Source organism: Paenibacillus sp. LK1 (assembly GCF_002750415.1).
Lineage (GTDB): Bacteria > Bacillota > Bacilli > Paenibacillales > Paenibacillaceae > Paenibacillus > Paenibacillus taichungensis.
This window is the reverse complement of the sequence record NZ_PEII01000025.1, coordinates 1-23,418: the sequence shown is the minus strand read 5'-3', so window position 1 is coordinate 23,418 and position 23,418 is coordinate 1. Positions and strand designations below refer to the sequence as shown.

The 23,418-nt window shown below is 45.5% G+C and carries 24 protein-coding genes; 9 read left to right on the top strand and 15 right to left on the bottom strand.

The window, feature by feature from the left end; all coding sequences use genetic code 11:
- Positions 1–41: 41 nt before the first annotated feature.
- From CS562_RS31525 to CS562_RS31515, 3 genes are all read right to left on the bottom strand, one after another.
- A complete protein-coding gene (locus CS562_RS31525; RefSeq protein ID WP_099859297.1) occupies positions 42–911 on the bottom strand; it encodes an alpha/beta fold hydrolase in 870 nt (289 codons plus the stop codon).
- Positions 912–1,106: 195 nt separating this feature from the next.
- Positions 1,107–1,769, bottom strand: coding sequence for a ribonuclease H (rnhA, locus tag CS562_RS31520; RefSeq protein ID WP_090953546.1), 663 nt, complete (start codon positions 1,767–1,769; stop codon positions 1,107–1,109).
- A gap of 81 nt (positions 1,770–1,850) precedes the next feature.
- On the bottom strand, positions 1,851–2,354 hold the full coding sequence (locus CS562_RS31515; protein WP_076288016.1) for a HEAT repeat domain-containing protein: 504 nt from the start codon (positions 2,352–2,354) through the stop codon (positions 1,851–1,853).
- Positions 2,355–2,567: 213 nt separating this feature from the next.
- Here CS562_RS31515 and CS562_RS31510 point away from each other — a divergent pair, with 213 nt between their 5' ends.
- Positions 2,568–3,134: a DUF421 domain-containing protein gene (locus tag CS562_RS31510; RefSeq protein ID WP_099859296.1), complete on the top strand. Its 567-nt coding sequence runs from the start codon at positions 2,568–2,570 to the stop codon at positions 3,132–3,134.
- Between the two features lie 72 nt (positions 3,135–3,206).
- Here CS562_RS31510 and ssuD read toward each other — a convergent pair whose 3' ends face one another.
- The gene (gene ssuD / locus CS562_RS31505) at positions 3,207–4,364 is read right to left on the bottom strand and encodes an FMNH2-dependent alkanesulfonate monooxygenase (RefSeq protein WP_099859295.1); all 1,158 of its coding nucleotides are present in this window, start codon (positions 4,362–4,364) and stop codon (positions 3,207–3,209) included.
- A gap of 231 nt (positions 4,365–4,595) precedes the next feature.
- Here ssuD and CS562_RS31500 point away from each other — a divergent pair, with 231 nt between their 5' ends.
- Entirely contained in the window at positions 4,596–5,198 is a 603-nt protein-coding gene (locus CS562_RS31500; RefSeq protein WP_099859294.1) for a TetR/AcrR family transcriptional regulator, read from the top strand.
- A gap of 221 nt (positions 5,199–5,419) precedes the next feature.
- Here CS562_RS31500 and CS562_RS31495 read toward each other — a convergent pair whose 3' ends face one another.
- Together CS562_RS31495 and CS562_RS31490 are read right to left on the bottom strand one after the other, a co-directional pair.
- Complete coding sequence (locus CS562_RS31495) at positions 5,420–6,187, bottom strand: ABC transporter ATP-binding protein (protein WP_099859293.1); 768 nt, start codon at positions 6,185–6,187, stop codon at positions 5,420–5,422.
- Positions 6,188–6,189: 2 nt separating this feature from the next.
- Positions 6,190–7,266, bottom strand: coding sequence for a FecCD family ABC transporter permease (locus tag CS562_RS31490; protein WP_218642250.1), 1,077 nt, complete (start codon positions 7,264–7,266; stop codon positions 6,190–6,192).
- Positions 7,267–7,433: 167 nt separating this feature from the next.
- Between CS562_RS31490 and CS562_RS31485 the strand changes: the two genes are divergently transcribed.
- From CS562_RS31485 to CS562_RS31475, 3 genes are all read left to right on the top strand, one after another.
- Positions 7,434–8,498 (top strand): ABC transporter substrate-binding protein, encoded by a 1,065-nt coding sequence (locus CS562_RS31485; protein WP_083678789.1) that lies wholly within the window; start codon positions 7,434–7,436, stop codon positions 8,496–8,498.
- 122 nt (positions 8,499–8,620) lie between these two features.
- Positions 8,621–9,067: a MarR family winged helix-turn-helix transcriptional regulator gene (locus CS562_RS31480; RefSeq protein ID WP_256716749.1), complete on the top strand. Its 447-nt coding sequence runs from the start codon at positions 8,621–8,623 to the stop codon at positions 9,065–9,067.
- 51 nt (positions 9,068–9,118) lie between these two features.
- The gene (locus CS562_RS31475; protein WP_099859292.1) at positions 9,119–9,955 is read left to right on the top strand and encodes an alpha/beta hydrolase; all 837 of its coding nucleotides are present in this window, start codon (positions 9,119–9,121) and stop codon (positions 9,953–9,955) included.
- A 114-nt stretch (positions 9,956–10,069) separates the two neighbouring features.
- Here the strand turns inward: CS562_RS31475 and CS562_RS31470 are convergent, their stop codons facing one another.
- The 6 genes from CS562_RS31470 to CS562_RS31440 all read right to left on the bottom strand — a co-directional run bounded on the left by CS562_RS31470 (position 10,070) and on the right by CS562_RS31440 (position 16,421).
- A complete protein-coding gene (locus CS562_RS31470; RefSeq protein ID WP_099859291.1) occupies positions 10,070–11,416 on the bottom strand; it encodes an amino acid permease in 1,347 nt (448 codons plus the stop codon).
- Between the two features lie 162 nt (positions 11,417–11,578).
- Positions 11,579–12,277, bottom strand: coding sequence for an RNA polymerase sporulation sigma factor SigK (gene sigK / locus CS562_RS31465; protein WP_076288009.1), 699 nt, complete (start codon positions 12,275–12,277; stop codon positions 11,579–11,581).
- Between the two features lie 129 nt (positions 12,278–12,406).
- Positions 12,407–12,586, bottom strand: coding sequence for a hypothetical protein (locus CS562_RS31460; protein WP_063565447.1), 180 nt, complete (start codon positions 12,584–12,586; stop codon positions 12,407–12,409).
- A gap of 409 nt (positions 12,587–12,995) precedes the next feature.
- On the bottom strand, positions 12,996–14,069 hold the full coding sequence (locus tag CS562_RS31450; protein WP_180287254.1) for a DUF3298 and DUF4163 domain-containing protein: 1,074 nt from the start codon (positions 14,067–14,069) through the stop codon (positions 12,996–12,998).
- Positions 14,070–14,221: 152 nt separating this feature from the next.
- Entirely contained in the window at positions 14,222–15,472 is a 1,251-nt protein-coding gene (locus CS562_RS31445) for an MFS transporter (protein WP_099859288.1), read from the bottom strand.
- Positions 15,473–15,497: 25 nt separating this feature from the next.
- Positions 15,498–16,421 (bottom strand): ADP-ribosylglycohydrolase family protein, encoded by a 924-nt coding sequence (locus CS562_RS31440; RefSeq protein WP_076288004.1) that lies wholly within the window; start codon positions 16,419–16,421, stop codon positions 15,498–15,500.
- A 525-nt stretch (positions 16,422–16,946) separates the two neighbouring features.
- On the opposite strand from CS562_RS31440, the gene CS562_RS31435 reads away from it, so the two are divergent.
- Both CS562_RS31435 and CS562_RS31430 read left to right on the top strand, forming a co-directional pair.
- Positions 16,947–17,615 carry an HAD family hydrolase gene (locus CS562_RS31435; protein ID WP_076288003.1) on the top strand — a complete coding sequence of 223 codons (669 nt, stop codon included), beginning with the start codon at positions 16,947–16,949 and terminating at the stop codon, positions 17,613–17,615.
- A gap of 47 nt (positions 17,616–17,662) precedes the next feature.
- Entirely contained in the window at positions 17,663–18,835 is a 1,173-nt protein-coding gene (locus CS562_RS31430) for a mannitol-1-phosphate 5-dehydrogenase (RefSeq protein ID WP_076288002.1), read from the top strand.
- A gap of 137 nt (positions 18,836–18,972) precedes the next feature.
- On the opposite strand, the gene CS562_RS31425 is transcribed toward CS562_RS31430, so the two are convergent.
- The 3 genes from CS562_RS31425 to CS562_RS31415 form a co-directional block, all read right to left on the bottom strand.
- Positions 18,973–19,860, bottom strand: a complete 888-nt coding sequence (locus tag CS562_RS31425; RefSeq protein WP_076288001.1) for a hypothetical protein — start codon at positions 19,858–19,860, stop codon at positions 18,973–18,975.
- A 142-nt stretch (positions 19,861–20,002) separates the two neighbouring features.
- Positions 20,003–20,656: a YkyA family protein gene (locus CS562_RS31420; RefSeq protein WP_076288000.1), complete on the bottom strand. Its 654-nt coding sequence runs from the start codon at positions 20,654–20,656 to the stop codon at positions 20,003–20,005.
- A 41-nt stretch (positions 20,657–20,697) separates the two neighbouring features.
- The gene (locus tag CS562_RS31415) at positions 20,698–21,600 is read right to left on the bottom strand and encodes a polysaccharide deacetylase family protein (protein ID WP_254790409.1); all 903 of its coding nucleotides are present in this window, start codon (positions 21,598–21,600) and stop codon (positions 20,698–20,700) included.
- A 229-nt stretch (positions 21,601–21,829) separates the two neighbouring features.
- Between CS562_RS31415 and CS562_RS31410 the strand changes: the two genes are divergently transcribed.
- Both CS562_RS31410 and CS562_RS31405 read left to right on the top strand, forming a co-directional pair.
- A complete protein-coding gene (locus tag CS562_RS31410; protein WP_099859287.1) occupies positions 21,830–22,774 on the top strand; it encodes a DMT family transporter in 945 nt (314 codons plus the stop codon).
- 97 nt (positions 22,775–22,871) lie between these two features.
- Positions 22,872–23,418 (top strand): sulfurtransferase (locus CS562_RS31405; protein ID WP_099859286.1); only part of this gene is annotated, 547 nt, incomplete at its 3' end.

Here is a 23,418-nt window from a genome sequence, read left to right as displayed (position 1 = left end):
TTGAATCACAACCATGCGGAAATATTAAAAAATTTCTATATTTAATAATTCTTCTGTAAAAATTGCTGAATTTCTTGGTTCATCTGCTTCAACACGTCTTGAGAAGGAAAATGACCTGTGTCGTATTTGATTGCTTTGACATTCGGAATAATCTTCTGAGCTCTTTCAATGACCTTATCTGCCGGGAAAAAGACATCCTTTTCTCCCACCAGCAGCAGAGTTGGCGATGTATAATTCACCAATTCGTCCTGCTCCGTAAGCTTGGGCATATCCTGCTCCAGACTGACGTATTTGAAGATTTTCCCGATTATATTTTTATCTATTTCTTTCATACAACTGCATGACATGATATCCGCGATCTTTTGCAAAGAAGTTGGAGAAGAAGTCATTTTGTACGTTACGAGTGGCAACACGATATCCTGAGCCATTTTAATTTTGGATCCTACGGCCAGTCCAGCGGGTGCTACCAGAACAGAACATGCAATTCGGTCCGGAATGTAAGTTGCCAGTCTTAGGATAATTCCGCCTCCAAAGGAAGGACCGATAAACGCACTTTTTTCGATCTTGTAGTGATCCAGCAAATCAGAAATCCACAAAGCCAAACTATCAAACCTTGCCGAAATTCGTGTTTCTTCACTGTAGCCTGGATGACCGATCGTATCCGGCGCGATAATCCGGTAATCTTTGAAAAGAGAAGAGAACCATGACAACGTCATCGGATTCACACAATTTCCGCCCTGGAGAATAAATAGCGGCTTACCGTCTTCTGGACCTGATAATAAAACATGCGTTTGTCCAAAACGTGTCTCGACGTACTCTCGTGTAAAACCTTCGCCCAATTGCTCAACATACGCTTCGTATTCCTCAAGTATGCTGCTCTTGCCTTCTTCACTTCTATAAATGGAACTCATGTCTGCCTCCTGCAAAGTATACTCTTTCAAGATTTTATGGATTTTAAGGTCCATAAATATAAAAGAGCCCGCTGATGACAGGCTCCTTCATATGTGTAACTTATCATAATGAACTGATTATAGAATGGAAACTGGAAATTGTAAACATCGTTTCTCATAGAAAATTAATAATATAGAAATTGTAGAGAAATAGGGCTATTTTCGACCGTAATCTGCCTTGATTTCGCCCCACTGCTTGGTCTGCCATTTTAGCACTTTATTGCTGTACGTATTCGTCCGCAGCCACTGCTCTGCACGGTCAATCATCAGCCAGATCTCTTCGGTGGAAGCATCCCTTGCGAGCGTGGTGGACACCGCTTTTTGCTTCAACCATTTCATCGCATTGACAGAGTCCGTATAAACCGTCTTACTACTGCCCTCTTTTTTGAGATACGCCAAGGCATGTACGATTGCCAGAAATTCACCCAGATTATTCGTACCTTTGGAGATTGGCCCAACGGAGAAAATTATCTCACCCGTGCGGGTATCTACGCCTTTATATTCCACCGGCCCTGGATTCCCACGCGTACCAACATCAACCGAGATGCTGTCATAGTCAATTTCTGCGGAGGTCTCCATGCCCGCACTTCTTCTGCTACTGCCAGACTTCGTCTTCGAAGAAGCGCCTGAACCACTGGCACCCGTACCCCAGTTTCCTTTCCATCCTGCACGATATGCCTCTTCGGCGGCGGCTTTCGATTCATACGATTTATATTTTGCTCCGGTAAAATGATCCGTTTGTGCTTTGCATTCCGCCCATGTGCTGTATACGCCAGGCTGCTTTCCTGCCCAGACGACATAGTATTTCTGCTTTGCCAATATGACCCGCTCCTTCGTTTGCTGCATTCAATTCCTTATTGTAAACGATAGGGAGGTGAGAATGAAAGAAGCGTGTTTATCTTATCCCTGCACTTGATACCTCCATTTCTTCAACATGTCTAATGCTACTTCCAGAAGCTTGCTTTGGTTATGTGAGATTTGCATTTCAATAATTGTTTGACACCTAAGGTTTTGTAAATCAGATAACTTATCCATCATTTGCTCCAGCAACATGAATGACTGCGCGCTCACTTCCAGACTGGAATCACCGATAAATGGAATAATGTTCTCAATATGTACTATGTAATTCAGGTTTTCAAGAGCGTATAGCAATGTGCCTCTGCTTCCTGATGTCTTGGAGTCTGTGATGACTTCAATTAACGGTTCGACTGCTCGATCATCTCCAATGTCAGATAAAGCGATAGCAATTGTGTTGCGTAGTATGGCGTTGTCCGTAGATTTCAGGAGTTCAATCAAGAAAGCGAATTGAGTTATATCCTTTTTTTCACCAATATATGCTATTTGTTTAACAACGCCTTCCATATCTCCTTGGGAAAGATGCTTTTGTAACATGTTTGTATACATTGTACGTTGTATCACTCCTCATTTTTTAGAAGAAAGCTCTCCATAATAATATCGGTCATTTCCTTATTTTAGGATGTAGTATAATGGTCCTTATAATGTCGGGACTATTTTCCTTATCCACATCTCTTGTCCTAAACAATTGTATATTTCAACCAGATCAGGAACAGGCTAAGAAATACGACACATGATTTGGTACAGAAAGGAATACAACCAATGGACTGGATATGGAAATCCATCTTGCTTGTACTGATTGGTATGTTTCTACTGCGGATTGCTGGACGTAAATCTATCTCGCAAATGAGTGTAGCCACAACGGTCATTATTATCTCGATCGGAACAACGATCGTGCAGCCAATTGCGAATCATGAGTTAGGTAAAGCGATCGGGTCAGCGGCGGTATTTATCCTCACACTTCTGATTGTTGAACAGTTACAATTGAAGTTTAATTGGTTTGAAAAACTGATGAGCGGAAAATCGAAGGTTGTTGTGGAAGATGGGAAGTTGAATCTGCCGAATTTGAAACGCATGCGCTTCTCCGTGGACCAATTGGAGATGCAGTTGCGGGAGAAAGGGATTACAAGTATTGCCGATCTGGAAACGGCCACGATGGAACCAAACGGGCAACTCGGTTACGTGCTCAAACGGCACGCACGCCCAGTAACCATAGGTGATTTGGAAGCACTCCTGAAGCAAGGTACGTGGCCCATGGAATCCAAGGAACTGTTCCAGGAGGTCATCCAGGATGGACACTCGCGTCCAATTGACTCCAAGATACAGTAAATGAAATAGACACCCGAATGCGAATGCCTTCAGGTGTCTTTTTTTTGCCTTAATCTGCAATCCGTTATGAAATTAGGACTTGGAGGAAACTTCCGATTTGACCATGTGATCCGGAATGTTGTTATTGGCAATGATTTCTCCAAATGGACCAACAAAGGAATCGCTGCTTTCTCCATGTTGCGAGTACTGAAGCTTTGGAAATAACAGCTCCGCGGTACGATAACATTCTTCCAGATGCGGATAACCTGATAAAATGAAGGTCTCGATCCCCAGCTCTTCATACTCTCTGATTCTGGCTGCGACCTGATCGGGATCACCGACAAGTGCGGTTCCGGCACCACCCCTAACCAAGCCGATACCCGCCCACAGATTGGGGCTAATCTCTAGGTTGGAACGATCACCATTATGCAGCTTGGCCATTCTCTGCTGTCCTATGGAATCCATGCGAGCATAGATCTTCTGGGCAGCGGCTATCGTCTCCTCATCCAGGTGGGAGATCAGCTCATTAGCGGCCTTCCATGCTTCGTCTGCTGTCGGACGCACAATAACATGCATACGTATGCCAAAACGAATGCTTCTTCCTTTCTTTGCAGCCAGTTCCCGCATTTGATGAATTTTGGCTTGCACCTGACTCGGAGGCTCACCCCACGTTAAATACACATCGACATGATCCGCTGCCACTTCCATTGCGGCTTCCGAGGAACCTCCAAAATAGAGTGGTGGATGTGGCTTTTGGATGGTCGGATACAGGACGGAACCACCCTTAACCTTCAGATATTTACCTTCATAGTCAACCGCCTCTCCCTCCAATTCCTTCCGCCAAATGGTCAGAAATTCATCGGCTAACGCATAGCGCTCATCGTGGTCCAGGAACAGCCCTTCTCCTTCAAGCTCAATTGGATCTCCACCAGCCACCACATTGATCAGCAGTCTTCCTTTGGAGAAACGATCCAGTGTTGCGGCCATACGTGCAGCTGTGGTTGGCATCATCAGACCTGGACGCGCCGCGACAAGAAACTTAAGCCTGTCCGTGGAAGAAATCAGCGATGAAGCAACAATCCAGGCATCTTCACACGACTTTCCCGTAGGTAACAAAACACCGGCATATCCAAGTTCATCCGCAGCTTGTGCCACCTGCTTGCAGTAATGATAACTGACTGCCCGAGCTCCTTCTTTTGTTCCAAGATACCTGCCATCCCCGTGCGTGGGAATAAACCAAAACAGTTCCATAGGTATGTCCTCATTCCTATTTTTTATATTTTATTTTTCCGATTGATTTGGTATGTTTTATTTATTATGATAGCTATTATCCGTTGGATATCAACGATCAATTAGCCAGAATCTGACGGTTAAACAACGCATTTGACCGATGTGTTGCGAAATGTCTTATACATCTACATTCCCAAACCATTTGAAGGCTCAACAAAGTTGAACAATCCGTTGTTTTCGAGGTGATGAGAAGTGAATGAATCCCGTGGAGTGGATCGAAGAATTTTACGGACCCGTGTGATGATTTCCAAAGCTCTCCTGAAAATTCTGCCACAGAAAGCCTACACCGAAATTAGTGTCGTGGACATCGCCGAGCAAGCGAATATCAATCGATCTACCTTTTACGCCCACTTTCTGGACAAGGATGATTTATTGGATAGCATGGCGAATGAGAAATTTCAACTGCTTGGACAGTTACTGGCGGAACGGAATTCCCACCTTGGGAGTCTACCTTCATTTAACGAGCCAGATCCCATTTTTGCAGCATTGTTCGAGCATATATTGGAGCATGAAGAATTCTATCGGGTGATGGTACTCATTAATCCTGCCGGGAATTTCAACAACCGGTTGAATGAAGTGATTAGAGAGATGTTTTTGGATCGGATATCCCAATTAGGTATGGAGCAAAAAGAAGTGCCTCTCGATATTTTGCTGGATCATATCAGCTTTTCCACCATTGGAATTATTCACAAATGGCTTGCTGACAGTAAGGTAAACTCACCTCATCATATGGCTCTTCAATTAACCCGCATTGCCCAGTTAGGAACATATAAAGCGATGGGAACATCGGATTAGAAGGAGTAGCCCCACCTCCAAAAAAATGATACATGGCATCTGAATACACTTGACATGTGACCCTTGACTCTAGAACAAAAAGAACTGTCATTTAAGCATATATTCCGCTTAAAGACAGTTCTTCTTTTGCTACTTAGTCCATAATTGCCTGTGCAACCGGAGTTATAGTGGAAGAGATAATGAGAGAACATGTGTGAGTTTCAGCTAAGACAGTCCTTGTCTCACCGTGTACTCAAATAGGCAATACCCAAGCCACCGGTAACCGGATTTTCATAGATTTCACATTCCACGTCGAATACTTCACCAATCATTTCACGGGTCAAGATATCGGCGGGTTTGCCATGAACCACAATCTGTCCCTGCTTCACAACATAGAGGTAATCACAATACGCTGCAGCGAGTTCGAGATCATGAAGCGCAGCCAATATGCCGATATCCAGACTCCGCACAATGTTGAGGATCTGAAGCTGATATTTGATATCCAGATGATTGGTAGGCTCGTCCAATATCAGAAATTCGGGCTGCTGCGCCAGCACTCGGGCGAGGACCACACGCTGCTTCTCCCCGCCGGACAGGGACACGTAATTGCGGTCCGCATGTCCGGTCAGATGTACCTTTTCCAGCGCCTGTTCCACGATTTCATAATCCCGTTCATTATCCGTCTCCAGCAGCTTCTTGTGAGGAGTGCGACCCATCATGACCATTTCACGCACAGTAAAATCAAAGCTCAATTCGTTAAACTGACCCACAACGCCCATATGCCGGGACACGACCTTGGGACTGGATTTCAAAATGTCCGTATCATCGAGAAATACTTTGCCTTGCTGTGGTTTGATCACTTTATAGATGCTCTTGAGCAGCGTTGATTTGCCACAACCGTTCGGGCCAATCAGGCCTACGAATTGCTTGCCCTTTACCTGTAAAGAAATGTCCCGGATAATATTCGTGTTCAGCACCGATATGGATACATTTTCTACATTCAGTTTCATGTTTATTTTCCTCCAAAACCGTAGCCTTTTTTGACTAACATATACATAAACATCGGCGCACCAATCATCGCTGTAATGATCCCGATTGGCAATTCAACGCTGGAAATCAGTGATCGTGCAATAACATCCGTCCAGATCAGGAAGATGGCACCGAATAGTACGGATACTGGCATGACTTTACGATGGTCAGATCCAACCAGCCCTCTCACAATATGCGGAATAATCAATCCAACAAAACCGATCATGCCGCAGCTTGCCACCATTACGCCGGTGACGAGAGCCGTTAACAGCATATACAACCTGCGATATACACTGAGATTAATCCCTAGCGTAACCGCGGCTTCGTCACCCAGCAGCATCGTATTAAGGACCCGGGATTGCAACAGGAAGAACAAAATGGCTACGAGCACAACGATGCTAATCAGCGGAAGCTTGTTCCATCCTGATGAGGCAAGACTGCCCATGGTCCAGAATGTTACGGTCTTGATGCCTTCGGCATTGTTGGCAAAATAAATGATAAAGTTCGAAAAGGCACTGCACAGTGCATTAATGACCATCCCGGCAAGCACCAGCTTGACCGATGTCATTTTCCCCCGAATACCTGCGAGAGCGAGGACCAGCAAGGACGCACCCATCGCTCCGGCAAATGCCCAGAAGGCCACCCCGGTCTGACCAAGCCAGCCAATCGCGCCGAATCCGATCAGAATGGCAAACGTAGCCCCGAGTGAAGCTCCTGAGGAGATTCCCAGTATATACGGGTCTGCAAGAGGATTCTGCACGGCAGCCTGCATAACTGCACCACATAAAGCTAACCCGGCACCGATAAACATGGCCATCAGTACACGCGGAAAGCGAATCTGCCAGATGATATCCGTAAAGGACCCCGCCTCAATCGGCGTAGAGCCGAATTGAAATCCGGTTAATTTGTACAACAGAATACGATAAGACTCGGCAAGCGGAATGCTCACCTGTCCAATGGATACAGCAATCCCAACCGAAACAACCATTACGATGATTAAAGCGGCAATCAATACTGCAAAACCGGATTTGCTGTGAATCAGTGATTCCCTTTTTCCCATACGCTGCTTCTGAATCTGAGCCGTCTGTGCCATCTTTTCCCCCATCAATATCACTTGAATTTGAATAATAAAAATTTAGCTATTTACAAAGCATTTTCTCGGATTATAATTGAGAATGATTATCTTTGTCAATTTAAAAAACATAAAGAAAAGGGGCTCGTCGCTAGATGAAATTCAAATTCAGAACCATTTGGTTCGCTTCTTTAAGTCTCCTGTTACTCTTGATTGCCGCATGTTCCAATGCAGCATCTTCCACCACTACCACCCCCGTTGTGGAGGGAAGCAATTCATCAGAAACGGCAACACAAGTAGAAAATACAAGCAAAACATCCTATCCGCTCACGATTGAGAACTTTACCATCTCAGGTGAAGGTGGCGAGTGGAAACCAAAATCACAAACATTCGAGAAAGCCCCCGAGCGTGTCGTCGCGAATACCCAATCTGCTGCAGAGATGCTGATCAAGCTTGGGCTAACCGATAAAATGGTTGGAGTCGCCGCACTGTATGGCACGGTTACTCCTGATGTCGCAGATGATTTTGCGAAAATTCCTGTCTTGTCCAAAGATTATGTGGGTAAAGAGCTCGTTGTAGGCGCAAGTCCGGATCTGGTGCTGGGACGTGGGGACCTCTTTGCAGACGCAGACTGGGGTGTAGGTACCGTGGATGGCTTGAACGACATGAACATCCGGACCTTCCTGCAAACCACGAATCATCAAGGGACATTGGACAGCCTCTATAATGATATTGCACAGTTGGGTCAAATCTTCGATGTACAGGACAACGCCGCAAAATTCACAGAAAGCCTGAAAGCTCGTGTTGAAGCCATCAAGTCAAGTGTCGCGGATCAATCTGAGCATCGTTTTGCCTACATCGTCCCTGCTACGGAAGACACGATTACTGTGAGCAGTATGCATAATGATACGTATCAGTTGGATGCACTGAGCCTGTTGAAACTGAAAAATACATTTGATGGCGTGCAAGGCGAAGTCAGTGTGGAACAGCTAATCACGGCAAACCCGGACTACTTGCTCTTATCCGCCTATGCCGGTTCCCCGGATATCGACAAGCTGATTCAAAATCTGTATGCCAACCCTGCACTGCAAAGCATGAATGCCATCAAAAACAAACAAATTTACGTAACAGATTTCAGTCAGTTCTGGGGTTATGGATATCAAATTCTGGACGGCATTGAGAAGATGGAACAGGAAATGAAAGCAAATCCGATCAAGTAATTGCAGGACATCTGCTTCCAATTTTGAATGGAAAAATCAGAAGAGCAGGAGAAAAGATTTCTCGCTGCTCTTTTTGTTCTCCGTTTATGTGTCAGCATTTAAAATCCGAGCTTGACATTAGTTTGATAACAAACTATATTACATGTATGAAAACGACAGACGCTATATCACTCATATCCAAAATTAAAGAGAAGGTCAACCGCTTCATTTTATCCGAGATGGCTGGGCAGGGAATTCAGGATCTGGCCACGTCACATGGGGATATAATCTACGCCCTGTACAATAACTCCCGAATGACCATGGCTGAAATCGCCAAAAAAATCGGTAAGGATAAATCCACAGTCACAGCGCTTGTAGACAAATTGGTGCGCAACGGTTATGTCGCCAAAGAACGTGATGCAACAGATTCACGGATTGTCCATGTGACATTGACTGCAAAAGGAGAAGAGCTTAAACCAGTATTTGAACATATTTCACGTCGTATGCTGGACGCGTTTTATGCGGATGTTACTGAAGCGGAAAAAAAAGAACTGCTTCGAATTTTGATGAAAATTCACGGCAACTTCTAATTTTTTTGGAGTAATAGTTTGATATAAAACTAATTTTGGAGGTTTGTCCTAATGATCGATTTTACTCAATTGCTACCTGAACATGAAGTCAAAACGATAGGAAAACATGATTTGTACCTTGAAATATATGAAGGTGATGATATTGCTCCCCACTCGGTAAATTCAGTAACAAAGCCGCCTCTCTTGTTTGTTCATGGCGCATATACAGGCAGCTGGATGTGGAGCAAATATATCCCCCACTTCGTTGAACAAGGCTGGACCTGCTACGTTATGAACCTCAGAAGTCATTACAAAAGCCGGGTAATGGACATGACGAAAATTATGTTTGAGGACTATTTGGAGGATATCCGCGAAGTTCTGGCAGAGTGTACAGCACCCCCTGTTCTCATCGGCTTCAGCATGGGCGGAATACTCAGTCAGAAGATTGCCGAGACAATTGCTTTAGCTGGATTGGTCGTGATTGATTCCAGTCTAAGCCAGGAAGTTCATCAATTGATTCCCTATCCTGAGAGTGATCGAATTACACCTGACATTGTCATCCCTCCCCCGGCCCGCGAAGAGCACAACAGTATTGACGAATCAGCAGAGGATATTGCATTTCAGCGTAAATATCTGCAGATGGAGTCAGCGAAGGCATTTCTCACGTTCTCGGCAGCATTTGGGTCAAGCGGCGGTGTATCCATCAACGGCAATTTAATTACATGTCCAAGTCTGGTCATCAAAGCCGTAGAATCCGATGATGAGGAGCGAAGAGGTCAATTGACTGCAGAACAGCTTGGCGCTGAATATGCAGGGCTGTGGGATACAACCCATACCGGATTGCTCGTCGGCCAGCGATATTTGGAAGTTGTGGAGATCATCCTGAAATGGTTAAATCGGGGGAATTAAAATCAACCCCGAGCACAACAAAGTCGCCCTTCCTCTAAAGTGCAGCTCCAATGGTACGTTGTATCTACGAATTGAATTGCAGTCCGAGTCATGGGCGACTTGTATTTTTCTTTGTTACACGTTTTTCTTTTTACAAATATATATCACTGCCATAAGGAGGAACCATGCAGGGGTAACAAATAGCGCTACACGCGTATCCTCAGCCAATGCCAGAATCACCAACACAAATACCAAAAACGTCAGAATCAAGTAGTTGGAGAATGGATAGAGTGGCAGTCTAAAGCGACTCCGGCTCGCCAGTTCCGGGCGGGTACGGCGGTATCGGAGATGACAAATCACCATAATGCCCCAGACGAAGATGAAACAGACCGTAGAGACACTGGTGATCAGCGTAAATACCCCCTCCGGCATCACATAGTTCAGAACAATCGCAATCAGAATAACGATCGTGGAGAAAAAAAGCGCATTGGAAGGAACCTTTCTGTTATTCAATCGTGCGAACGAAGTGGGCGCGTTGCGATCCTTCGCCATGGAGAACACCATACGGCTTGTGCTGAAAATGGCGCTGTTACAGGCCGAAGCAGCAGATGTTAGTACCACAAAATTCACAATGCCGGCAGCTGCTGCAATGCCCACGGCTGCAAATACCTGAACAAACGGACTCTCGCTGGGCACAATTGCGTTCCATGGGTAGATACTCATAATAATCAGCAGTGCGCCAACATAGAAAAGCAAGACACGGATGGGAATCTGGTTAATCGCTCTCGGAATAACCTTCTCCGGGTTCTCGGTTTCTCCCGCTGTCAATCCCACCAGTTCCATGCCTACAAAGGCGAACACCACCATCTGGAATGATATGATGAATCCATGTATTCCATTCGGAAACCATCCCCCATGACTCCACAGATTGGTGAAACTCGCAGGCCCTTGATCCGTGGTAAAACCTTTGAAGATCATATAAAGACCAACAACAATCAGTGCCAGTATGGCCAATACTTTTATCAGGGCAAACCAGAATTCCATTTCACCAAACAGCTTAACCGTTGCCAGATTCATGATCAGTAAAACGATCAGTGCAATCAATCCGGGCATCCATTGGGGTACTTGCGGAAACCAGAACTGCGTATACAATCCAACTGCCGTAATATCAGCCATCGCAATGGAAATCCAGCAGAACCAGTAGGTCCAACCTGTAATAAATGCCGCCATGTTCCCCAGGTAATCACGCACAAAATCAACAAAGGAGTGATACTGCAAGTTGCTTAGCAGCAGTTCCCCCAATGCACGCATGATGAGAAATAACACAATACCCGTAATAATATAGGCCAGCAAGATGGATGGCCCTGTCAGTTGAATCGTTTTGCCTGCTCCGAGAAACAGACCTGTACCGATTGCACCTCCAATCGCCATCAGTTGCACGTGCCTGTTCTTTAATCCTCGTGTTAATGTTTCTTCTTGCATGGTAAACCACCACTCTCTTTCTGCACATGCTCTCTACGATGTCAAACTTGTATAACAACTCATCATATAATAATCTGTCGTGAATACCTATAATTCTTTTAGATTTTTTTGCGCAGCAAAGAGGCCACCTTTTGAAAAGGCGCCCTCTGATCTGGTCAACGATTATTTGTGTTTATAAAACTCGTGATACAGCTTCATAAGCGCCCTCTTCTCAATCCGTGATACATAGGAGCGTGAGATGCCAAGTTCCTTGGCTATCTCGCGTTGGGTGCGCTCTTCCCCGCCTGCCTCCAAGCCGAATCGGCCAATAACAACTTCCTTCTCCCGATCATCCAAGATGTCGAGATTGCGGTAAATCTTACTTTTTTCAATCTTGAGTTGTACCTTATCTACAACGTCGTCGGCTTCTGTTCCGAGAATATCAATTAATGTAATTTCATTGCCCTCTTTGTCGGTTCCGATTGGATCATGAAGGGAAACGTCTTTGCGTGTTTTCTTCAGGGAACGCAAATGCATAAGTATTTCGTTTTCAATACAACGGGCAGCAAACGTAGCGAGTTTGGTCCCTTTGCCTTGTTGAAAACTTTCGATCGCCTTAATCAAACCAATCGTTCCGATCGAAATCAAGTCTTCCTGGTCTTCGCCAGTATTGTCAAATTTCTTGACGATATGCGCGACGAGGCGCAGATTGTGTTCGATAAGCAAATTACGCGAATGTGCGTTGCCTTCAGCCATAAGGCGTAAATGTTTGGCTTCATCATCCTCAGCCAGTGGCTGGGGAAATGCATTATTTTTGACATACGAGACGAGTAACGTTAACTCTTTGATGAAAAGGGCAATTGCGGTAAACAATCCGGGCACAGATGACACCTCCTGCAGTTTTACAACGATCTGGCCTGAGCACATGTGGGAACAGGGTCGATTTATTGTATGTAGGCGTGTGCCCAGAAGTGCACGTACACTTGAAAAAGGGAAGTTATTCGCGGAGATTTATACACTCACTGAAACAATCGAGCCCACCTTTTGAAGGATGAGGAATTCTTTCTCGACACTATCGATAAAATACTTCTTCTCACCAAATATCACGACATCATTCTCAGCTAATTGAACATCGCTTTTGAAATAAATAAAATTGTCCGTTTCTCTGAACGCACCTTTGTAGTAGTACAAGTTGTCACCTTCTCCTTGGAAAAATGAATGATATCAAACTGCTGTAATTACTATTCTTTTCGTTTAAAACACATCTTGTAAAGCATAAGCCCCATCCCAGATGAACAAATAAGATATCCAAAGAACAAGAACAGTAAATAAATACCATGAAGATCTTCAGGAATCTGATTTACACCTTCAAACCACGCAGAACGAATAGGATACAGCAGCGCTACCCAAATGATCAGCAAGATTAGAATATAATTAATTATTTTTCTCACAATAACGATCCTTTCAAGTCCGAGTGGAAACAAGAATTAATATATAGCAACTCCTACAACGAAAGGAAAAAAGCCGCTAGATTTAGCGACTTCCTATGGTACAATGTTGCCGCCCCGACATTTGGAGAGTACAAAATCAGCATCTTTTCTTAGTAATGTGAGATTGTAATGCCATGGATAAGTCCCTCGGTTGAATTGGAGGCGAAATGGACCCGGGTGTCCCCAAAACGATAGGAGAGTAAATATTCTCCTTGAATATCAGGGTTTTCACCCTTTTGACCTTTTCCCAACATCTTCTCAATGTCACTGAAGGTTTTCATAGGGAGAGTTTTCCAACTCAAAAAAATATGTTCAAGACGGTCTGTGTCTCCCTCCCCAAAATTAAAGGAAGCATACTCTACCCCTTCAAATATCCAGAAAAGTCCTCCCATTTCCGGTTCATAATAGGGTTCACTATTTGAACTTTTCAGCGCTTTTGATACTTCTGCTTTCGTTTGTCCAAAGCTTATATTTTCAAACCCCGGTATTCTCCCACTCTTCAACTCTTGAATGGAGTTTTTATTTAAATCAAAAAATGGCCTGCTCAGTTCAGACTGAATTTTGGAGAAAGGAACTTTCACCTCTATAAATCCCGCCGCATAAGGCCCAACTTCGTATGGATTAAATACCAAGACAATTCCTGTGTTTTGGTAGTAAAAGTTAGATGTATTCGACAAGGGAAAGTTATAAAAACTGTCCGGGAAAACATTCTCATTACTCTTTAGGTCTGATTCAATACCCTCAGCTAGATTAACAGCTTGTTTATTGGTTTGAATCACCTGGTTCAAGTAGAGGCGTTTTCCTGTTGTTAGATCATAATTATAAGTCGTTACTTCTTCATACCCGTGCGCGCCGCCTCTGAAATTATAATCTGTATATACAATAGATAGTAGGTTGTTTTGATTGTATTTAGTCTGTGCAGTTGTATTCCAGTAAAAGTAATCTTGCTGTTTTTTTAGATATGTATTCTGTATAGCGGCATTTACGGCATGGATTTTGAGTGTTTTATTTATTTTATCCCTGACCTTTTGATCGCCGCCAATTATTTGAACATACTTTTGCCCTTTATACGAGTAAATTTTTGTCGTTACTGTGCTCGACCCGGCTGCATTCGCATCACTTATTGGGATTATAAATAGAAACACCAATAAGAAGCTTATTAACATAGCAAATGTTTTATTCAAATTGAAATCCATCCTTTCTAATTATTATGATATACCAATAATACTGTAACTTGGCTGGTTTGTCTTTTTCTAGTTGAAACTGTAATCCATCCATAGAACAGCCTCCATCCACACGTTAATGCGGAGTGAAGGCTGCGTCTACCTATCTGTATTTAATTCACCGGTGCCGGCTCTACAGCATCTGCGATTTCCGGCATTCTCGTTTTGCGTTCCATTGTCACGCTAATGAGTAATCCAACAAGTCCAAGTGCTGCAATAACTGCTGCATACAACGGTACTGAGATAAGTCCGGTATGCGTGATTGCAAACCCGCCCAAATAGGCACCACCTGCGTTGCCCAGATTAAAGGCCGAGTGACTCGACGTTGTCGCCAGCAGCGGTGCCTCGCGAGTCATATTCATAATTCGAATTTGCAACCCTGGCATAATACCAAAAGCCGCAACGCCCCAACAGAAGATGGTCATTACCGCGAGATACGGATTGTCCAATGTCAACGTTAAGGCCGCCAACAGAACTGCCAATATACCGAAGTTAACCATCAACGAAGGCATCAACTTCCAGTCTGCCAGACGGCCCCCCAGTATATTACCCAATGTAACGCCGACACCGAACAGCACCAGAATCCAGGTCACGCTCTGCTCCGCAAATCCACTAATATCGACAAGCATTGGTGTTATATAGGTGAACACAGCGAACAGGCTTCCACAGCCCAGCGCACCAATCAGCAATATTAATAACACTTGGGGGCGAATCAGATTCCGGAATTGCTGTCCCAGGTTTGCTGGTGGTCCCTGCTGAATCACCGGAATAAAACGAATGATACCCATCAATGAGATGATGCCCAGAATGGTAATGGCTCCGAATGATGACCGCCATCCTAGCTGCTGCCCAATGAAGGTACCAAACGGCACACCGATAATGTTGGCAATCGTTAATCCAGCCAGGACTACGGATACTGCCCCTGCCCTTCTCTCCGGTGCAACCAATCGTGTTGCCATCAGCGAGCCTACACCCAGAAACGTACCGTGGGCAAATGCCGTTAGAATACGTGCCGAGATGAGCAACCCGTAAGTTGGTGCAATAACAGACAATGCATTACCGATGATAAAAATACACATCAGCAGTACCAGCAGTTTTTTCTGCGGTATCTTGTGCGTGAACACGGTTAGTATAGGCGCACCCACCGCCACACCAAGCGCGTAACCCGTAATTAACTGCCCTGCTTGGGGGATACTCACATTCAGATCCGTCGCTACATTGGGCAGAAGGCCCATAATAATAAACTCTGTCATGCCAATGGCAAAAGCTCCTACCGTCAGACATAAAAGGGATAAAGGAAACGCCCCTCGTTTAGCAGATTTCGTAACTTGCGATTCCGTTTGAGATGACTCTGTCTTACGCATATGATGTTCTCTTCTCCTGTCTCTTCTATCTAGCTTCCGCCTTTGACCACAATGCCTCTGACAATTCGCTTAGCGTATCCTGCATAGCCAGCCTCTCTCGCCAGTGTGCCGGAATGCCGCTTAATCCATAGTACGCCCCGGCAATTTGCCCATATACCGCTCCCGTGGTGTCCGCATCATCACCCAGATTCACTGCCAGCAGCGCCCCCTCTTCGAAGGTCGATGATTGATGGAATGCCCATAACGCTGCTTCAAGTGAACGAACAACATAGCCGCTCCCCTGAATATCAGGCGGTGCTTTATCCCGGTATGATCCCTGGACTATTTCTTCAATCGCTGGTGAAAAAGATTTCTCTTCCCTCCACTGACGGCAGGTAGCAGGCCGTAATATGACATCCTTGTCCGCTCCACGCAGTCCTGCAACCAATATTGCTGCCAGCACTTCACATGCTTCCACACTTTCAACAGCAGCATGTGTCGTTCTGGAACTCAACCCAGCATACCGCACTGCTTGATCCGGCTGGTTGGCATATGCCATAGCTACAGGTGCGAGCCGCATAATTGATCCATTCCCAGCAGTCATCGGGTTGGTTGAACCACTATACGCTTCACCGGTTGCTGCAAACCGTTCAAGGGCACTGCGAGTAGCCCCGCCAATATCAAAGCAGGTTCCTGTACTGCTCATATAACCCACCTGATACCAATTCGTATATCTGCGCATCTGATCCCCGGGATCAAAGTTCTCTTTTCTCACCAAGCTTTCTGCCAGACACAGGGCCATCGACGTATCATCCGTCCACTGTCCAGGTGCCAAATCGAATACCCCGCCGCCCACAATATCGGTAACAGGCTTAAATGTGCCAGGACTGCTGAATTCCACTGTGGTTCCCAGTGCATCTCCCGCTGCAAGCCCAATCAAACAACCTTGGAAACGATCCTTATACAGCATCTTCGATCCCTCCTCCGCGATTTAACTCTCAAATGACTTCTTCCATTCTCCCACATGGCTTGATATGGCGTAAAGAATTTTAATAGGTTAGTTCGATTGCAAATTTATTTTAACCCTATGCTGAGTTGCCTTTCTTCTATTATAAAAGTGTCGAAAGCTGTTGAACGGTTGAATTATCCAAAATTTCTTAAAAAAAGTTTGATACGTTTAAACTGAAAATACAGGTTTTCCAGTACACCGCTTACACGCAAAGGGTATAACGTTTTTCCACTTTTACAATTTTCTGAAAACACATCATCCATGTGCAAGTTTTACATGTAAACAATCATAACGCGCTTGACCCTTCCGATTGTCCTATGTTACGGTTTTATTAGCTTATACACCTGTTTTTTCCCAAATTAATATTTATAACTCAGCTTTCGCGTCAACTAATGTACCGCAAGTCAAAAGATTACGGAGTGTATTTGCAGAGAAATTCATTTAGCTTTATCCCAAAACTAATTCTGAAACAGGAGGAACAAATTTATGATTAAGGCACTGGTTTTTGATTTCGATGGAACGATTATTGATACGGAGACAGCATGGTATGTTGCTTTTCGTGATGCCTACAAGGAACACGGCGTAGACTTAACCCTGGAGATGTACTCGCAATGCATCGGTACCAGTCTGAAAACATTTAATCCTTATGAGTACCTCATCACAGATTTGAATCTTCCGATCGATCGGGAAGCGTTCAGGGAATCCGTTCAGTTGCATCATGCAACATTAATGAACAAAGAACAGGTAAGACCCGGTATCCAGAACTACCTGGAAGCTGCACGCAAAGCTGGATTGAAACTTGCTGTCGCTTCAAGCTCCAAACGAGAGTGGGTTGAACAGCATCTGGAGCAGCTCAAGCTGAAGGATTACTTTGAAGTCATTCGCACCGCAGATGATGTTGCCCATGTGAAGCCTGATCCTGCATTGTACAATCAAGCACTTGAAGCCCTTGGAGTAACTGCAGACGAAGCCGTAGCGATTGAGGATTCACCTAACGGCGCGCGTGCAGCTGCTGCGGCTGGTATTCACTGCGTTGTCATCTCGAATACCATTACCGGGACACTTGATTTCGATATGCCTCACCAACGGCTGTCATGCCTGACCGACCTCGAATTTAACGATTTGATTTCGAAACCACTCGTCACTACGGTCTAAAGACTGAACGAATTTCGCATTTCAAACTTTAAAGGGGGAGTTCACACATGAAAGCTGTACATTTTGGTGCGGGCAATATTGGCCGCGGATTTATCGGTCATATGTTGTCCGCTTCCGATTATGAAGTCTGCTTTGTCGCACGTAACCCGAAGAAAATCGCCATGCTTCAAAAGAGGCAGGAATATCCCATTACCCTCGCAAATGCGGATCAGGATACAACGATTGTGAATAACGTAACCGCCATTAGTGTCGGCGAACAGGATCGCGTTGCTGAAGTGATTGCTTCGGCAGATCTGATCACAACAGCCGTCGGTGTATCGGCGCTGGAAGATATCGCTGAACCGATCGCCAAAGGCATCTATCTGCGTATGAAAAATAATAATTCTGCACCACTTCACATTATCGCTTGCGAAAATGCCATCGGAGGCAGCACTCGGCTGAAAAAACGGATATATCCGTTTCTGGATGTAGAAACCCGTGAAAAAGCAGAGCGCTATGTCTCATTCCCCAATGCAGCGGTTGACCGCATCGTCCCCGCTCAGGATCATAAAGACCCGCTACAAGTTACCGTTGAGCCTTTCTATGAATGGGTGGTTCATCGCCCTGCACTGCTGGAAGGATTTAAGGAAATTGAAGGTGTGCACTACGTGGACTCTCTTGAACCTTATATTGAGCGCAAAATGTTTACGGTAAATACCGGTCACTGCGTTGCCGCATACTTCGGATATCTTGAAGGATTTAAGACGATCCGGCAAGCTATGAGTCATGCACCTCTTCGTGCCAAGGTACGCAAAGTGATGGAAGAAACCGGAGCCATGCTCATCGCCAAGCACGGTTTTAATCCACAGAAACACAGCAAATATATCGATACGATTCTCGAACGTTTTGCCAATCCGAACCTGACGGATCAGGTAACACGGGTCGGACGTTCGCCCCTTCGCAAGTTATCGCCTTACGACCGGCTTGTTCGCCCAGCGATGCAGGCCTGCGAATTCGGAATTGAAATTCCTCATTTAACTTCCGCTATGGCAGCCGCGATGCTGTTCAATCATGAACATGACGAGGAAGCCATAAAGCTCCAACACCTGATTCGCGAAGATGGCGTCTCTGCCTTCATTCGTGAGCACATGGGAATTCCCGAGGAACATCCCGTCCATCAGCATGCCGTTGCCCGTTATGAAGAGCTCAAAGGGCGACAGGAATCAACCATTTTAACCTGATTAACAATAGGTCAAAGAGTTTGATCCCGCAAACTGAATAGACATACGAACAAAAAGCCGGGAGGAACCTATGCTTATCGCATCGTTCCTTCCGGCTTTTCAAACTCACGGCATACATATTTATTATCGAAGCACGCTTACTCGTTCATGATGGAATTGATGGAGGCATAAACCATAGGCAGGAAGCCCTCTGAAGGTTCGCCAACCGGTGCATGGATATGGAAAGCGAAGCCATTGCCATCCAGCTCTTTCACGATGAAATACTCCGTTTTCTTATTGTTTTGAGACATCATGAACAATTTTGCCTCTTTCATCGGACCATTGCTAAGCTTTTCCTCACTTAATTGCTTGACCGCTCCGGTTTCTGACAGATCTTTCTTCGCATCCACTTTCAGTTCATTTAGGTTATAATCCGAAGGCAGTTTTTCAATCTCGACCTCGTAATCCGGATCAATCTTCATGGTCAATTCATGATCATCCGCATCGTAAACCATTGGTTCAAACACATATAATGAATACCCTTTGCCTTGAGCCAGTGTAACCGGGCGCTTTTCGGTCATGCCTTCCACGGTCACTTCCAGCTCGGATGTTTTGGCACGATCAGATGTAACATTACCACCTGCATTCGTACCGTTACCATCATTGGACTCGACCTTGGCGATTTCCGTAAGCACCAGCTGTTTAATCGTTGTATCGCCTTGAATGGCTTTCTCTACATATTTGAATTGAACGGAATCTTCATCGTCAATGTCATCCAAAGATTTCTGCAGATCTTCACCCACCTGGAAAGACATCGGTTCCTCTTTCACACGAATTTCAACAGTGTGCGGATCTGCCCATCCGGTCAAAATGCCTTCCGCTTCAATCACAGCACTTTCCTCAGGCTGCTTCCCTGGTGCCGGTGTCTGTTCTTCTGTATTATTCGCGGGTGACTGAGCAGTAGGGCTACTATTGCCGCAGGCCACAAGCGAGAATCCCATAACCAAAACAAGTAATGATGCACTAATATTCATAGTATTTCGCATATGAACACCTCCGTTAGCTTATACGCAATGATGTTTGTCCATGTTGCCTGACTTGTTAACTTGACAGCTTAGTATTACTTACACGGCTGACCCGTCGCTCAATCATAGAAAGTGTTCAATGCTTCTTTGACACCATGAATACTCAACCGGCTTGCTCCATTTGCACAAGTTTCGCGTTGGCTCCGTTAAAAGCTTTTGTCTGCTTGTTAAACTGCTGTCTTAACTCGGCAACTTTGGCATATTGGCTGTTCCGTTCCCGAATCGCACGTTTGATTTTAACCAAATTGGGCTCCACATTGCCTCTCATCAATGCATATAACTGCTCGTCCGCATCAAGGCTCTGCCTATAGGAGGCAACAAACGCTTCAAATGACGCAGCTCTTTGCTCATACTGATCCAATACCGTGTGGGCTTGAGCCAGGTTCTCTTCTTTTTCAAAGGATAACTGATCCAATGAAGTTCGCAGCTCTTCCATCTGTTCTTTAGTCCGGCTCATCACGGCTTCAGCTTGTTCCAGCAATGTTCTTCGCTCGGCAATATGTCCGTTTGCCTGATCGAGCAAGGCCTCCAGATTACTGTTTTTGTTCTTTCCTTTACTCAGTATCGATCCGTATAATTCCATGTCTTCCCGTTCATGATGAACAAGTTCCTTCAGGCTCTGGTTCATCTCCTGATCGGTAAGAATTAATTGATTGACTTGATTTGCCGCAGGTTCCTGTGGCTGACCGCAAGCACTGACAAGCAGAGCCAGCAATATGCTGACCCCGGCCAAAGCTATCTTTTTTCTTTTAAGCACCTCGGGGTGCCTCCTCTCTTGCAACTGCTATGTTGTTATTCTTACAGGCGGGTGTCTGCGCTAAAATTGGATACCCAATGTGCATTCGGATCGTAGACCTCAAACTCATAACCCCGATCTTCGAGCAGTTTCAAAATGCGTGGCAGTGCCTGTACCGTTTGCTCTCGCTCATGCATCAGAATCACTTCCTTATCCCGATGTACACTGCTGCTAACCCGTTCCACGATTTTGTCCGGCTGACCGGGAAGATTCCAGTCGAGGGAGTCGGTGGTCCAATCCCACATTTTAAATCCAGCCGCAGCAATGTCGCCCCTGAAGTCTTCTCCGATCTGGGGACTACTGCCGTATGGAGCACGAATCAGATGCGGCGTAAAACCGATCAGATCCTTGACCATCTTCTGCTCCTTTTTGAACTCCTTCACAAAATTAGAGGAGCTTCCGCTCTTATACAATTTGTTATAGTTATGTGTCATGCTGTGAAGCCCCGGATAACTGCCCTCTTTGACAAGCCGCTCCACTGCTTCCTTGTGTTGATTCAACTGACGTCCAATCATGAAAAAGGTTGCCTTTGCCTCATGCTGTTTCAAAATATCCAACAGTTGATCGGTATATACACTTGGTCCATCATCAAACGTTATGTATGCCAGCTTGCGCACCTGACCCTGGAACCGCGCAGGTTCCTCTTTGGATTCCGGTGTCATTTCAATCATGCCAAGCTTGGTTGGCTGTTCAATCGCAGCTACTGGCGGAGGTGCTACATAATCCTTGATCCAGTGCGTCATGCCAATGAATGCATATGTTAAACCGATAATGAGCAGTGCCAGAAGCGCCAGCGCAGCACTCAGTCTCCCATACCGGATTTTTCTTCTTCCATGCGTCTTGGTTCGGCTTGTTCTATGCGGAATGCCGCCACTCTCTCCCGCTCTCTGTTGTTGAACTCTCACTTCCAGGCCACTTCCTTACTTTCATTTTTTCCCGATTATTGGTACATTATATCGTTTCATGTCTCTATATAGAAGATTAATAGAAAAATGGTCCTGGAGAATGACAGAATAGTTACAAGGCCGGTTACAATCTACTTATCTATTTCTTTTCTTATGCTTTTCCTGCGGATACAATCTCCTGTATAATAAATTGATTTACGCCATTTGACTTCAAGAAGGAGCTACATCCATGACTAGCTTGAACCGTGCCGGCAGATCGATCTTTCTGCTATTCTTTGTCGGCATTATTGCCATTTCGTTTTCTTCCATCTTTGTACGCTGGTCCACAGCCGACGTCGCCGTCATCGCGATGTACCGACTGTTCCTCACCAATCTGCTGATGCTGCCTTTTGTGTGGAAATATCGGCACGAGATGATGCGTTTAAACTTCAGACAGTGGGCTTTACTGCTCGCATCCGGCGTGATGCTTGCACTGCACTTTCTGCTCTGGATGGGATCGCTTCGGCTTACGAGTGTAGCCAGTTCAACGGTCATTCTCGCTTTGGAGCCTATATTAATTCTCGCCGGTTCTGTCTGGCTGTTCAAAGCCAAAATCAACCGCATGATGATCATCGGTATGGGCGTTGCCCTGCTTGGATCGATCGCTATTGGAGCTGGAGATTTCCAGTTGGCAGGCACAGCGCTACGGGGGGATATTCTTTCTTTGCTCGGAACGATCGCTGTGGCGGTACACATGCTGCTTGGACAGTTTTTGCGTGCCGGACTAAGTGCCTTTTCGTATAACTTCTGGGTATTTTTCGTAGCTGCCTGTACGCTTGCGGTATATAATCTGGCTAATGGTCACCCGTTTGGCGGTTATGCGGCTTCCGAGTGGGGAATTTTCCTGTTGCTCGCAATCGTGCCAACGATCTTTGGGCATTATCTTTTCAACTGGCTGCTTCAATATATGAATGCTACGACGGTATCGATGGGGGTACTGGGGGAACCTGTATTTTCCTCTCTATTGGCCTGGATGCTACTCGGTGAATCCCTCAACGGGCTTCAGTTGTCTGCCGGGGTTGTCATTATTTTCGGGGTATGGATCTTCATTCGGTATGGCAAAACCAAACCACAGCCCATTCCCTCAGATGCTCCGATAGCTGGAAAAGGACCAGTCGAACCTACAGTGGTGTAACTTGCGTTTGTATTCGGATATCTGTAAAAAACAACTGGGACCTGTACCACGCAGATTCCGGTTGAATCCATCCCATTACATATAGGCGGTGTATTTCATGAAAAATATTGTATCTATGCGCTGGCTGCTCGCCAGAATGTATGAACCAGATGTCGTCATTGCCGATTGCCGATTTCTGCTCGGTCAACCGGATGCCGGAAGACAAGCTTACGAGGCTGGACATATTCCAGGTGCCGTTTATCTCGATCTCGAAAAAGATCTGTCCGCTCCTATATCTACGCACGGAGGGCGTCACCCGCTGCCAGATCCGGCTGAACTTGCAAGTCGTCTCTCCAAAGCTGGCATCGGCTCGAATGCACGCATTATTGCCTACGATGACCAAGGTGGTATGAACGCATCGCGGTTGTGGTGGTTACTTCGTTATCTGGGACATGAACAGGTGTATGTCATGGACGAAGGGTTCTCCGCCTGGCAGAATGCCAAGTTTCCAGTGACTACGGATGTGCCGGTTCAGATCCCGGCTTCGTTTGAGGTGAACGCGCAGCCAGCCATGCTGGCAAGTTTAGAGGAAGTACAGCAGGCTTCGGCAAGTGGCAGTACCGTGCTAATCGACTCCCGTGATGCTCGCCGCTATGCGGGTCTAG